Consider the following 12,858-nt stretch of genomic DNA (forward strand, 5'->3'; position numbering starts at 1 on the left):
CCCATTGCCGCGCAGACGTCATGCGAGATGTCTCGCCGGACCATCATGCTCTGTAGTTGGGTGATTACGCAACGTTGTCCCTCAAATACGTATAGCCCGGTAGTTCCGGGCAAAGCGGCCGGGGGGCGGTGGCCGAACGGGGGTATCTTCGGTGCAGATGCGGGAAATCACCTCGCCGACGTGGGTGACAAGTCACACTCATTACGGCAACGACGGCCTTCTCGCCGGGCGGTCGCGTGCGCCGTTCGCGTATCCTGCCTCGGGTGACCTCCTGGATGCGCAGACGCGATCACAACATCTTTACGAACGCGACATCGCTGCTGGTCTGTGGCCTGCTCGCCGGCGTGGTGGTGGCTGCTGCCGCCTTCCCGGCCGCGGCGATGTCCGGTCTCGCCGCCAAGGCCGGTGGCGAGACGTTCGCGAATCTGCCCAGTGAGCTCAAAGACTTCAGCTCGCCGCAGCTCACCCGGGTCTACGCCGCGGACGGGCGGACGCCGCTGTCGACGTTCTACGACGAGTTCCGCAGCGACGTCCCGCTCAAGGACATCTCGCCGTTCATGCAGAAGGCGATCATCGCCGCCGAGGACCGCAAGTTCTACGAGCACAACGGCGTGGACCTCAAGGGCGTGGCGCGCGCCTTCGTGAGCAACAACCAGGGTGGCGCGCAGCAGGGCGCCTCGACCCTGACGATGCAGTACGTGCGGATGTCGCTGGCCTACTCGGCGACCAACCCGCAGGAGGTGATCAACGCCACCAAGGACACCCCGAAGCGCAAGATCACCGAAATGAAGTACGCGCTGCAGGTCGAGAAGCAGCTCTCCAAGGAGCAGATCCTGGAGCGCTACCTGAACATCGCGCCGTTCGGCAACCAGGCCTACGGCGTCTACGCGGCCAGCCAGGTCTACTTCAACAAGAAGCCGAAGGACCTGTCCATCGCCGAGGCGGCCATGCTCGCCGGCATGGTCAAGGCGCCGACCAGCTTCAACCCGACCACCAAGACGGGTCACGAGCAGATCCTCGCCCGGCGCAACAACTACATCATCCCGGGCATGGTCGCGATGAACGCGATCACCCAGGCGGACGCCACCAAGGCCGCCAAGGTGGGCATCCCGACCAAGGTCAAGCCGATCGGCAACGGCTGCGTCTCGGTGTCGAAGAACAGCTGGGGCTTCTTCTGCGACTACTTCTACCGCTGGTGGATGAGCCAGGAGGCGTTCGGCGCGACAACGTACGACCGGGAGCGGCGGCTGAAGAGCGGCGGCTACAAGGTGATCACCACGCTGGACCTGAAGGGTCAGGCCGCGGCCCGCTCGCGGATCCTCGACAACGCGTCGGACAACAGCCGTAACGCGCTGCTGCTGGCCGGCATCGAGCCGGGCACCGGCAAGGTCCGGATCCTCTCCGCCAACCGCAAGTACGCGCTGGACGACCCGGATCACCCGACCAACAAGATCTCCTCGGACCCGAGGAAGGCGAAGAAGAAGATCCGCGGGTCGTACCCGAAGACCACCAACCCGCTGATCACCGGCGGCGGCGACATCAAGGGTTACCAGGCCGGCTCGGTGTTCAAGATGTTCACCATGGTGGCCGCCCTGGAGTCCGGCCTGCCGCTGAGCTTCCCGATCACCACCAAGGCCACGTACCACTCGAAGTACAAGGCGGGCTACGGCACGCCCTCCTCCTGCCCCGGCTCGGACGACTGGTGCCCCAGCAACGCCAGCAAGAAGGAGGCCGGCGTCTTCAACATGTGGACCGGCTTCGGCGCCTCGGTGAACACCTACTTCGTCCCGCTCGAGGAGAAGGTCGGCGCGCAGAACGTGGTCGCCGTCGCCAAGCGGTTCGGCGTCCAGTTCCGCCAGCCGCGGGAGAACGACTGGGCCAACGACGAGAACTACGCGGCCGGCTGGGGTGCCTTCACCCTCGGCGTCACGGCGTCCACGCCGCTGGACATGGCGAACGCGTACGCCACGCTGGCCGGTGACGGCAAGTACTGCGAGCCGACCCCGATCGAGCAGATCACCACCAAGGACGGCGAGAAGATCGACGTCGGCAAGCCGCACTGCATCCAGGCCACCACCAAGGACGTGGCTCGCGCGGCGCTGGACGCGACCCGCTGCCCGGTCGGCGACTCGGCGCAGATGGGCAGCTGCGGCGGCCACGCCACCGCCCGGCCCACCCGCGACATCGTCGGCCACCCGGTGTTCGGCAAGACCGGCACCACCGACAACAGCCGGACCGCCTCGCTGATCGCGGGCACCACGAAACTGGTGGTCGCGGGTTACCTGGTGAACCCGGACTGGCAGGACCACAACGACCAGATGCAGCACGACCCGGTCAACTCCGCGGTTCAGTGGACCCTGCACGACTACATGAAGGGCAAGCCCAAGGTCCAGTTCAAGACCACGTCGAACGACAAGATCTCGATCGGTGACCTGCGCCATGTCCCGGACGTGACCTGCGCCTCGCTCTCCTCGGCCGAGGACCGGATCTCCGGCGCCGGCTTCGTCCCGGAGATCGGCGGCAAGGTGGAGTCGGACTGCCCGAGCGGCACGGCCGCCGGCACCTCGGTGTCCCAGACCGTCAAGGGCGGCGGCGTCGAGATCCTGGTCAGCAGCGGGAAGAAGGAAGCACAGCCCGGCACCACCGAGACGAAGAAACCCAAGCCCGGCCGACGATAGTCAGCGGGCACGCAAACGGGCGGGAGAGCACCTCTCCCGCCCGTTTCCGCGTATCCGGCCGGACGACCCTCAGGCCAGCTGGCGGCGCACCTCGGCAGCCACCCGGCCGCCCTCGGCCCGGCCCGCGACGGCGGCCTGGGCCGCCTTCATGGCCGGGCCCATCTGCGCCTTGCCGGCGAAGCCGCCGGCCGCCAGCGCCTGCCCGACGATCTCGGCGATCTCCGCGTCGGTCAGCTGTTTCGGCAGGTAGCGGTCGAGGACCTCGCCCTCGGCGGTCTCCTTCGCCGCCTGGTCGGCGCGCCCGGCGCCGGCGAAGGCGGTGGCCGCCTCGCGACGCTTCTTCGCCTCCTTGGTCAGCACCGCCAGCACCTCGTCGTCGCTGAGCTCGCGGGCCTCGTCACCGGCCACCTCGGCGGTCCGCACCGCTGCCAGCGCCATCCGCAGCGTCGAGGTGATCAGCTCGTCCCGGGACTTCATCGCGGTGTGCAGGTCATCGGTCAGGCGGTCTTTCAACGTTCCCATGGACGGAGAAACTACCCTTGCCGTCATGCGTAAGCGCTCCCTTATTTCCGCCGCCGCCGCGCTGACCGTCGCCGGCGGTGCCGCGTTCGCCTATGCCTCGCTCATCGAGCGCAACCTGTTCACGCTCCGGCGCTTCGACGTACCGGTGCTGGAACCGGACGCGGAGCCGCTGCGCATCCTGCATCTGTCCGACCTGCACATGATGCCGGAGCAGCGGCGCAAGCAGGAGTGGGTGGCCGGGCTGATCGGCACCGATCCGGACCTGGTGATCGTCACCGGGGACAACATGGCCTCGCCCTATGCCGTCCCGGGCGTCCTGCGCGCCCTGGAACCGCTGCTCGACGTGCCCGGCGCGTTCGTCTTCGGCTCCAACGACTACCGCGGACCGGTCTGGAAGAACCCGCTGCGGTACCTGATGCCCGAGCGGGAGTACGTGCAGGGCGCCGACCTCCCCGCCGACGACCTGCGCGCCGCGTTCACCGACGCCGGCTGGGCCGACCTGAACAACGCCCGCACCATCCTCAAGGCCGGCGGCCGCTCGATCGAGCTGGCCGGCGTGGACGACCCGCACGTCGAGCGGGACGACTACGCCGCGGTGGCCGGCTCGATCAGCGCCGGCGCCGACCTGCACCTCGGGGTGACCCACACGCCGGCCTCCCGGGTGCTGGACGCGATGGCCGCGGACGGCTTCGAGCTGCTGCTGGCCGGCCACACGCACGGCGGCCAGGTGTGCGTGCCGGGCTACGGCGCGCTGACCACGAACTGCGACCTGCCGACCCGGATGGCCAAGGGGCTGCACCGGTGGCCCGGCTCGGACGCCTGGCTGCACGTCTCGGCCGGGCTGGGCACCCACCCGACCGCCCCGGTCCGCTTCGCCTGCCGCCCGGAGGCGTCGGTGCTCACGCTGATCCCACGCTGACCTGCGGAAACGCTGCGAGGGGAGCCCAGATTTCGGGCCTGCGCGACGGTCCGCTAGTATTCTTCTCGCAGCAACGGGGTGTGGCGCAGTTTGGTAGCGCGCTACGTTCGGGACGTAGAGGCCGTGGGTTCAAATCCCGCCACCCCGACCACATGCTTGCCAGAGGGGCCCGGCATTCATCACGAATGCTGGGCCTTCTTCTCTTTCCGGCCACCGGCGCGGCACGCCTCTTCGGCGGCCGCCGGTCCGGCGTGCCCGGCCCCAGCACCGCCCTTGTATGCTGGCTCCCGGTAACGGGGTGTGGCGCAGTTTGGTAGCGCGCTACGTTCGGGACGTAGAGGCCGTGGGTTCAAATCCCGCCACCCCGACCAGGCGACACAGGCGAGGCCCGGCACCCTTCGGGGAGACCGGGCCTTCAGCTTGCCGGCATCACCACGGCAGCCGAAGATCAGCGAGGCCCCTTCCGGGCGCTCAGCGGACGCAGGAGACGCGTGCCGCGCCAGGGTGCGGGGCGGTGGGCCGGAGAGCGGGCCGCGAGCTCACACGGCGAACTGCGGGCGGACCGGCACGCCGGCCACCGCCGGCCCCACCGGCCGCGGCGCCATCTGCTGCGGCACGCAGTACGGCCCCAGCATCGTCTCCACCACCGGCGCTATCGTCTGCCGCTCGCCGAGTTGCATCAGCCGGGTGGCCCGGGCCAGTGACCCGGTCTCACCGTCGCGAAAGCCCTCCCGGTATCCGCGCTCGTAACGCTCTCCACGGCCGAAGGCCCGACCGAGCGCGAAGCACGTCGATCCGGCCAGGGCGAGCAGGAAGACCATGGCGAAGGGTGTCACAGCGATGTTCCTTCCGGGCACAAGCCGCTAATTAGGCGAAAACTACCCCAAACAGACATAGAATGCCGTATTGCGGAGATCAAGTACGCCAACGGGTGACGATCCCATAGCCGCGCGTCGCGCATCGAGCAATGCAGACGAGCCGGCGACCGGGAACCGGGGTGGTCGCACGCCCCCGGACCGCCGCCTGACAAGCTGGGACCTTGTGACTGACTCCACCGACCTCGCCCGCCAGGTGCGTACCGTGAGCCGCCTGACCGGCGAATTCACCCTGCGCTCCGGCCGCATCGCCAACGAATACTTCGACAAGTACCAGTTCGAGGCCGACCCGGTCCTGCTCGACCAGCTGGCCGAGCGGCTCGCCGTCCTGATCCCGGAGGGCACCGAGGTGCTGGCCGGCCTCGAGATGGGCGGCATCGCCGTGGTCACCGCGCTGGCCCGGCACGCCGGTCTGCCCACCGCGTTCGTCCGCAAGGAGGCGAAGAAGTACGGCACCGCACGCCTCGCCGAGGGCGCCGAGGTGGCCGGCCGCCGCGTGCTGGTCGTCGAGGACGTGGTGACCTCCGGCGGCCAGGTCGTCATCTCCACCGGCGAGCTGCGCAAACTGGGCGCGCACGTGGATCACGCGCTCTGCGTGATCGACCGCCAGGAGGGCGGGGCGCAGGCGCTCGCCGACGCGGGCATCACCCTGCGCGCCCTGCTCACCCGCGCCGACCTGGACGCCGTCGCCTCCTGACCCTCATCCGGGCGTGGCGCGCGGCTTCCCGGCCGCGGGCCACGCCGGATCCGGCCGCCGGTCAGGCGAGCGCGGACCGCAGCACGTGTACCGCGCGGGCGAGCGTCTCCCGCAGCACGGCCAGCTCGCGGGCCGTCCACACCGGCTGGTACTCCTCCAGGCCGAACATCCAGGGCGCCTGGTTCGCCATCAGCTTGTCGTGGCAGGCGTCGCGCAGACCGCCGCGCTGGACGAACGGCTGCCCGGTGGACCGGGCCACGTCGATCGCCAGATTCCACAGGTTCAGCGCGCTTTCGGCGGGGACGGCAAGACGCTTACCGCGTACCCAATCCTGAGCCGGCCCCAGGTCGGCCGCGAGTGGGCCGTCATCCTCGGTCTCCGAGTCCGGCCCGCAGCCGCCATCGCCACAGCCGCCGCAGCCGCCGGACCCGCAGACAGTGGTGGCGGACGCGTCGGCGACAGCGGGCGAGGCCGGCACCAGCGCCTTGAGGGTCAGCACCGGGAACATCGCCTGGCACGCCGCCGCCGAGTCGAAGGTGAGCAGCCGGCCGCCGCGCACCGCCACGCAGTCCTCGCCGTCCAGGTCCGGCCCCCACCAGAGCCACCGCTCCACCCCGTCGAAGACGATGCCCGCCGGCTCGCCGAACAGCGGCCCGGCGTCGAAACGCGGTCCGGCCGGCGAGGTGGTGACGGGAGGTGCGGGGAAAGCTGTGTGGATCGTGGTCACTTACTGAGCTCCGCAGCGAGTAGTTCGGCGGTCTGGACGGTGTTCAGGGCGGCGCCCTTGCGCATGTTGTCGCCGGTGACGAAGAAGTCCAGGGCGCGCGGATCGTCCATCGCCCGGCGGATCCGGCCGACCCAGGACGGGTCGGTGCCGACCGCGTCGATCGGCATCGGGAACTCGCCGGCCTCCGGGTCGTCGACCAGGATCACGCCCGGCGCGTTGCGCAGCACCTGGCGGGCGCCGTCGGCGGTGACCTCGGCGGCGAAGACCGCGTGCACGGCGACCGAGTGGCCGGTCACCACCGGGACGCGCACGCAGGTCGCGGAGACCTTGAGGGCCGGCAGGCCGAGGATCTTGCGGCTCTCGTTGCGGAGCTTGAGCTCCTCGGAGGACCAGCCGAGCGGGCCGGCGGCACCGGACCAGGGCACCACGTTGAGCGCCAGCGGGGCCGGGAACGGGCCGAGGTCGTCGCCGACCGCCTGCCGCACGTTGCCCGGGCGGGAGCCGAGCAGCCGGTCGCCGGCCACCTTGGTCAGCTGGTCGTGCAGCGTGTCGACGCCGACCTGGCCGACCCCGGAAGCGGCCTGGTAGGAGGCCAGGACCAGCTCGCGCAGGCCGTACTCGAAGTGCAGCGGGGCGACCGCCATGATCATCGCGGCGACCGTGCAGTTGGCGCTGGAGACGATGCCGCGCGGCCGCTCGCCGATCAGCTCCTGGTTGATCTCGGGCACCACCAGCGGGACGTCCGGCTCCATCCGGAACACCGCGGAGTTGTCCACCACCACGGCGCCCCGCGACACCGCGATCGGCACCCAGTGCACGGCCACCTCGTCGGGGGTGTCGAACATGGCGACGTCGACGCCGTCGAACGCCTCGGCGGTCAGGTCGCGCACCGGCAGGGTCTCCCCGCGGCAGATCAGCGACTTGCCCGCCGAGCGCGACGAGGCGATCAGCCGGATCTCGCCCCAGACGTCACGCCGGGACGAGAGCAGGTCGAGCATGACGGTCCCGACGGAACCGGTGGCTCCGACGACGGCGAGGGTCGGCCGCGCCATCGGACGGCTTACCGGCCGGTACCGCCGTAGACGACGGCCTCCTCCGAGCCACCCAGCTCGAACTGGTCGTGCACGGCGCGGACCGCGGTGTCCAGGTCGGTGTCACGGCACACCACCGACACCCGGATCTCCGACGTGGAGATCATCTCGATGTTGACGCCGGCCTCACCGATGCAGGCGAAGAACGAGGCCGCGACACCCGGGTGCGAGCGCATGCCGGCGCCGATCAGCGACACCTTGCCCACGTGGTCGTCGAAGAGCAGGCTCTTGAACTTGATCTGGTCCTTGATCTTGTCGAGCGCGCCCATCGCGGTCGGGCCGTCGGCCTTGGGCAGGGTGAACGAGATGTCGGTGCGGCCGGTGCCCTCGGTCGACACGTTCTGCACGATCATGTCGATGTTGATCTCGGCCTGCGCGACGGTCTCGAAGATCCGGCCGGCCGCACCCGGCTCGTCGGGCACCCCGACAATCGTGATCTTGGCTTCGCTGCGGTCGTGCGCGACCCCGGTGATAAGTGCCTGTTCCACGTCGGGGTCCTCCATCGATCCGGTGACGAGCGTGCCTTCTTTGTTCGAGTACGAAGAGCGTACGTGGATCGGCACCTTGAACCGGCGCGCGTACTCCACGCATCGCAACATCAGCACCTTCGCCCCGCCGGCGGCCAGCTCGAGCATCTCCTCGTAGGTGACCTTCTTGATGTGCTGGGCGTCCGGGACGATCCGCGGGTCGGCGGTGAACACGCCGTCCACGTCGGTGTAGATCTCGCAGACGTCGGCGTGCAGCGCCGCCGCGAGCGCGACAGCGGTGGTGTCCGAACCGCCGCGGCCGAGGGTGGTGATGTCCTTGGTGTCCTGCGACACACCCTGGAACCCGGCGACGATGGCGATGGCGCCCTCGTCCAGCGCGGTCCGCAGGCGGCCGGGGGTGACGTCGATGATCCGGGCCTTGCCGTGCGTCGAGGTGGTCAGCACGCCGGCCTGCGAGCCGGTGTAGGACCGGGCCTCGTAGCCCAGGTTGTGGATCGCCATGGCGAGCAGCGCCATCGAGATCCGCTCGCCCGAGGTGAGCAGCATGTCCAGTTCGCGGCCGGGCGGCAGCGGGCTGACCTGGTTGGCCAGGTCCAACAACTCGTCGGTGGTGTCGCCCATCGCGGAGACGACCACGACCACGTCGTCGCCCGCCTTGCGGGCGGCCACGATGCGCTCGGCCACGCGCTTGATGCGCTCGGCGTTCGCCACCGACGAACCACCGTATTTCTGCACGACAAGAGCCACGGCCAACCAATCCTCTCGGGGCAATCGCCACCACCCTAGCCGCGCCGGGGCGCCGCCTCGACAGACGATCCCAGAATCCGGCCGCCGCATCGCGACACGCCGGGCCGCGGTGACCGGCGTGTCGCGTGTGACGGGCGGTATGGGGCGAGAATGACGCGGTGCGCCTTCCCTCCGGATCCGGACGCGGCCTGACCGCGCTCACCGCCGCCCTCACCCTCGGCCTGTCCGGGTGCGGTGGCGGCACGCCGGACCCGGCGCCGGTCACCACCTCCGCCGCGACGGCCGCCCCGGACGGCCCGGACGCCCGCACCGAGTTCGCCGGCCTGGCCGCCAGCGCCCTGGACCGGCGGTACGCCGCGCTCTACACCTTCACCGGCCGGGACGGCGTCCCGCGCCGGGTGGTCGCGACGGTGGCCAACGACGGCAGCTGGCGGGTGGACATCGCGAACGGGGCGCTGGGCGGCACCGCCGACGTCTCGATCGTGCGCAACCAGAACGGCGTCTACCAGTGCACGGTCTCGATGTCCGGCACCCCGGTCACCCCCGGCTGCGTGCACGTGGCGGAGAAGGGCGAGAAGGTGCCGCGCCGGTACGACCCGCAGGTGCAGCGACTGTTCCGGCAGTGGCTGACGGTCTTCACCGACCGGGACTCGGCGCTCTCGGTCGCCGCGGTGCAGCCGCTGGACGGCGCGCAGGGCGGCGCCTGCTACTCGGTCGACTCGACGTCCGCCTCGCTGGACGCGCCGGTCGACGTCGGCGTCTACTGCTATTCCGCGGACGGCCTGCTGACCGCGGCCCGGGTCGGCTTCGGCGTGCTCCAGCTGGTCAAGCAGGTCGGCGCGCCGGCCACCGTGCAGTTCCCCGGCCCGGAGGTGGGCGGCGAGGCGATGGGCATGTCCGCCGTACAGGGCGGGAGCGACCCGTCGGCCGGCGCCTCCGCGGCGGGCTGACCGGCCTTTCCCACGATCCGGTCGTTCGGTTAGCCGCCCAGAAGTTGATCACGTAACGTGGTGGGCGACATGTGGCAGGTGAACCTTCTCCTTCGCTGCCGCGACGAGGCCCCATCCCAGGCCGGCACCTCGTCGCGGAGTTGATGCACGCCGCCTGCTCGGTTTCTTTTCGACAGGAGCAGTCACATGTCCAACCCCTTTGAGACGCAGCGTCCGAGCGCCATGCCGTTCCAGCGCTACGAGTCGTACCACAAGCAGTTCTCGATCTCGCTGCCCGATCGGCGATGGCCCTCGCGGGTGGTCGAGAAAGCACCGCGCTGGTGCGCTGTCGACCTGCGCGACGGCAACCAGGCGCTGATCGACCCGATGTCACCGGAACGCAAGCGGCGGATGTTCATGCTGCTGGTGAAGATGGGTTACAAGGAGATCGAGGTCGGCTTCCCGGCGGCCAGCCAGACCGACTTCGACTTCGTCCGCCAGCTCATCGAGCAGGACCTGATCCCGGACGACGTCACCATCCAGGTGCTGGTGCAGTGCCGCGAGCACCTGATCGACCGGACCTTCGAGTCGATCCGTGGTGCCAAACGCGCCATCGTGCACTTCTACAACTCGACCTCGGTGCTGCAGCGGCGGGTGGTCTTCGGCCTGGACAAGGACGGGATCACCGACATCGCGACGCAGGGCGCCCGGCTCTGCCAGAAGTACGCCGAGATCCACACCCCGGACACCGAGATCTTCTACGAGTACTCGCCGGAGTCCTACACCGGCACCGAGCTGGAGTACGCGCTGGAGATCTGCTCCGCCGTGATCGACGTGATCGACCCGACCCCGGCCCGGCCGCTGATCATCAATCTGCCGGCCACCGTCGAGATGGCCACGCCGAACGTCTACGCCGACTCGATCGAGTGGATGCACCGCAACCTGCCGCGCCGGGACAGCGTCATCCTGAGCCTGCACCCGCACAACGACCGCGGCACCGCGGTGGCCGCCGCCGAGCTGGGCCTGCTGGCCGGCGCCGACCGGATCGAGGGCTGCCTGTTCGGCAACGGCGAGCGCACCGGCAACGTCGACCTGGTGACCCTGGGGCTGAACCTGTTCTCCCAGGGCATCGACCCGCAGGTGGACTTCGCGAACATCGACGAGATCAAGCGCACCGTCGAGTACTGCAACCAGCTGCCGGTGCACGAGCGGCACCCGTACGCGGGCGACCTGGTCTACACCGCCTTCTCCGGCTCGCACCAGGACGCCATCAAGAAGGGCTTCACCGCGCTGCAGGCCGACGCCGACGCGGCCGGGGTGGAGATCGACTCCTTCACCTGGGGTGTTCCGTACCTGCCGATCGACCCGAAGGACGTGGGCCGCACCTACGAGGCGGTCATCCGGGTGAACTCGCAGTCCGGCAAGGGCGGCGTGGCGTACATCATGAAGGAGGAGCACAAGCTCGACCTGCCGCGGCGGCTGCAGATCGAGTTCTCCGGCGTGGTGCAGCACCACACCGACGAGGAGGGCGGCGAGGTCGGCCCGCAGGCGATGTGGGACATCTTCGCCACGGAGTACCTGGTGGAGCACCAGCTGGCGACCGCGTTCAAGGTCGAGCGCTACAGCACCGCGACGGTGGACGGCAAGGTGGAGATCGACGTCGAGGTGTTCCACCGCGGCGTGCGGCGGCCGCTGACCGGGGTCGGTAACGGCCCGATCGACGCGTTCACCCAGGCCGTCGAGCCGCTGGGGATCAAGGCGCGGGTGCTGGACTACCAGGAGCACGCGCTGACCTCGGGCGGCGACGCGCAGGCCGCGGCGTACGTCGAGGTGGAGGTCGGCGACCGCGCGTTCTGGGGCGTGGGCATCGACGCCAACATCGTCAGCGCCTCGATCAAGGCCGTGACCAGCGCTATCAACCGCGCTCGATGATTCACTCCGTCGCGTGCCGTCCGGAGGCGGCACGCGACGGACCGCCTTAGGCTGGACGGGTGCCCCCACGTAACTGGCTCCCCCTGTTCCTCGCCGCCACCCTCCTGACCGGTTGCCAGACCGTCGACGCCGGCTCGCCCGGCGCCACGACGAAGCCGGCCACCAAGCCGGCCCCCAAGCCGTCGGGCAACGCTTCGGCACTTCTCACCAAACTGACAGTCGTCACCAAGACCGGAACGATGGCCGGTTACAGCCGGGAGAAGTTCCCGCACTGGGACAGCACCGGCAAGAACTGCGACACCCGCGACTCGGTGCTCGAGCGCGACGGCACCAAGGTGAAGACCTCCGGGTGCAACGTCGTGGCCGGCACCTGGAAGAGCTTCTACGACGGCGCCCTGCTCAACTCGCCGACCAAGGTGGACATCGACCACACCGTGCCGCTGGCCAACGCGTGGCGGTCGGGGGCGAACAAGTGGACCACCGCCCAGCGCGAGGCGTTCGCCAACGACCTGGACCGCCCGCAGCTGCTCGCGGTCTCGGCCACCTCCAACCGCTCGAAGGGCGACCAGGACCCGTCCACCTGGAAGCCACCGGCCAAGGACGCCTGGTGTGCGTACGCCGAGGACTGGATCACGGTGAAGAGCTACTACAAGCTGACCGTGACGCAGAAGGAGAAGGACGCCCTCACCGACATGCTGGAGACATGCGGATGACCAAGACCGAACCCACCAAAGCCGAGGCGGCCGAGACGGCCGCCGAGCCGGCTGCCGCGACGGCCGGCAAACCGGCCGCCGCGCCGAGCAAGACCACCGACATCGTCCCCGGTCCGGGCGGCGTGATGACCGACGAGGTCGGCGTCGTGACCGGTGACCTGACGCTGCGCACCGAACTCACCGGCGGCGACGTCGTCGTCCGCGTGCAGTACAAGGACGCCGAGGAGTGGTACACCGTGACCGGCGGCCGCGCCAAGCTCGCCGATCCGTCCGATCTGGACGCCGTGCACCAGATCGTCATCGGCCTGCTGAACCGCCCCGAGGGCTGATATCCACCCACTTCCCGCATAGAACGGGACGGCGAAACGCTGCCGTCCCGTTCTATGATCACCCGACGCGTCGATGATCATGCGTGCCGGGGAGGAAGTCATGACACTGACCGCGACAGCCGTTCTGGCGAGCAGTTCGCCGGCGCGGGCCGCGAGTACCAGCGCCGATGTGGTGACGAACTGCGAGCGGTGACTCCACTTCGCGCTACGT

At 69.7% G+C, this 12,858-nt stretch carries 12 protein-coding genes and 2 tRNA genes; 9 read left to right on the top strand and 5 right to left on the bottom strand.

What is annotated here, in order from left to right:
- The first annotated feature begins 275 nt into the window (after nucleotides 1–275).
- Nucleotides 276–2,678: a transglycosylase domain-containing protein gene (locus Actob_RS42265; protein WP_284922522.1), complete on the top strand. Its 2,403-nt coding sequence runs from the start codon at nucleotides 276–278 to the stop codon at nucleotides 2,676–2,678.
- 69 nt (nucleotides 2,679–2,747) lie between these two features.
- On the opposite strand, the gene Actob_RS42270 is transcribed toward Actob_RS42265, so the two are convergent.
- Complete coding sequence (locus Actob_RS42270; protein ID WP_284917559.1) at nucleotides 2,748–3,200, bottom strand: GatB/YqeY domain-containing protein; 453 nt, start codon at nucleotides 3,198–3,200, stop codon at nucleotides 2,748–2,750.
- A gap of 25 nt (nucleotides 3,201–3,225) precedes the next feature.
- Here Actob_RS42270 and Actob_RS42275 point away from each other — a divergent pair, with 25 nt between their 5' ends.
- The 3 genes from Actob_RS42275 (at nucleotide 3,226) to Actob_RS42285 (ending at nucleotide 4,490) form a co-directional block, all read left to right on the top strand.
- Nucleotides 3,226–4,119, top strand: a complete 894-nt coding sequence (locus Actob_RS42275) for a metallophosphoesterase (protein ID WP_284917560.1) — start codon at nucleotides 3,226–3,228, stop codon at nucleotides 4,117–4,119.
- 74 nt (nucleotides 4,120–4,193) lie between these two features.
- Nucleotides 4,194–4,270: transfer RNA gene (locus tag Actob_RS42280), tRNA-Pro, on the top strand.
- Between the two features lie 143 nt (nucleotides 4,271–4,413).
- Nucleotides 4,414–4,490: transfer RNA gene (locus Actob_RS42285), tRNA-Pro, on the top strand.
- 168 nt (nucleotides 4,491–4,658) lie between these two features.
- Here Actob_RS42285 and Actob_RS42290 read toward each other — a convergent pair.
- Complete coding sequence (locus tag Actob_RS42290; RefSeq protein ID WP_284917561.1) at nucleotides 4,659–4,955, bottom strand: hypothetical protein; 297 nt, start codon at nucleotides 4,953–4,955, stop codon at nucleotides 4,659–4,661.
- A gap of 205 nt (nucleotides 4,956–5,160) precedes the next feature.
- On the opposite strand from Actob_RS42290, the gene pyrE reads away from it, so the two are divergent.
- Complete coding sequence (pyrE, locus tag Actob_RS42295) at nucleotides 5,161–5,691, top strand: orotate phosphoribosyltransferase (protein ID WP_284917562.1); 531 nt, start codon at nucleotides 5,161–5,163, stop codon at nucleotides 5,689–5,691.
- A gap of 61 nt (nucleotides 5,692–5,752) precedes the next feature.
- Here pyrE and Actob_RS42300 read toward each other — a convergent pair whose 3' ends face one another.
- From Actob_RS42300 to Actob_RS42310, 3 genes are read right to left on the bottom strand one after another with little or no spacing between them, the layout of a single operon-like run.
- A complete protein-coding gene (locus Actob_RS42300) occupies nucleotides 5,753–6,418 on the bottom strand; it encodes a hypothetical protein (protein ID WP_284917563.1) in 666 nt (221 codons plus the stop codon).
- Nucleotides 6,415–7,470 (bottom strand): aspartate-semialdehyde dehydrogenase, encoded by a 1,056-nt coding sequence (locus Actob_RS42305; protein ID WP_284917564.1) that lies wholly within the window; start codon nucleotides 7,468–7,470, stop codon nucleotides 6,415–6,417. The genes Actob_RS42300 and Actob_RS42305 overlap by 4 nt, the downstream gene beginning before the upstream one ends.
- 8 nt (nucleotides 7,471–7,478) lie before the next feature.
- Nucleotides 7,479–8,744 (bottom strand): aspartate kinase, encoded by a 1,266-nt coding sequence (locus tag Actob_RS42310; protein WP_284917565.1) that lies wholly within the window; start codon nucleotides 8,742–8,744, stop codon nucleotides 7,479–7,481.
- A 158-nt stretch (nucleotides 8,745–8,902) separates the two neighbouring features.
- Here Actob_RS42310 and Actob_RS42315 point away from each other — a divergent pair, with 158 nt between their 5' ends.
- From Actob_RS42315 to Actob_RS42330, 4 genes are all read left to right on the top strand, one after another.
- Nucleotides 8,903–9,694, top strand: a complete 792-nt coding sequence (locus tag Actob_RS42315; RefSeq protein ID WP_284917566.1) for a hypothetical protein — start codon at nucleotides 8,903–8,905, stop codon at nucleotides 9,692–9,694.
- A 186-nt stretch (nucleotides 9,695–9,880) separates the two neighbouring features.
- Nucleotides 9,881–11,605, top strand: coding sequence for a 2-isopropylmalate synthase (leuA, locus tag Actob_RS42320; protein WP_284917567.1), 1,725 nt, complete (start codon nucleotides 9,881–9,883; stop codon nucleotides 11,603–11,605).
- Nucleotides 11,606–11,664: 59 nt separating this feature from the next.
- On the top strand, nucleotides 11,665–12,318 hold the full coding sequence (locus Actob_RS42325; protein ID WP_284917568.1) for an HNH endonuclease family protein: 654 nt from the start codon (nucleotides 11,665–11,667) through the stop codon (nucleotides 12,316–12,318).
- Nucleotides 12,309–12,647, top strand: a complete 339-nt coding sequence (locus tag Actob_RS42330; protein WP_328518406.1) for a hypothetical protein — start codon at nucleotides 12,309–12,311, stop codon at nucleotides 12,645–12,647. Before Actob_RS42325 ends, Actob_RS42330 begins: the two co-directional genes overlap by 10 nt.
- Nucleotides 12,648–12,858: the final 211 nt, after the last annotated feature.

Source organism: Actinoplanes oblitus, from assembly GCF_030252345.1.
Taxonomy (GTDB): Bacteria; Actinomycetota; Actinomycetes; order Mycobacteriales; family Micromonosporaceae; genus Actinoplanes; species Actinoplanes oblitus.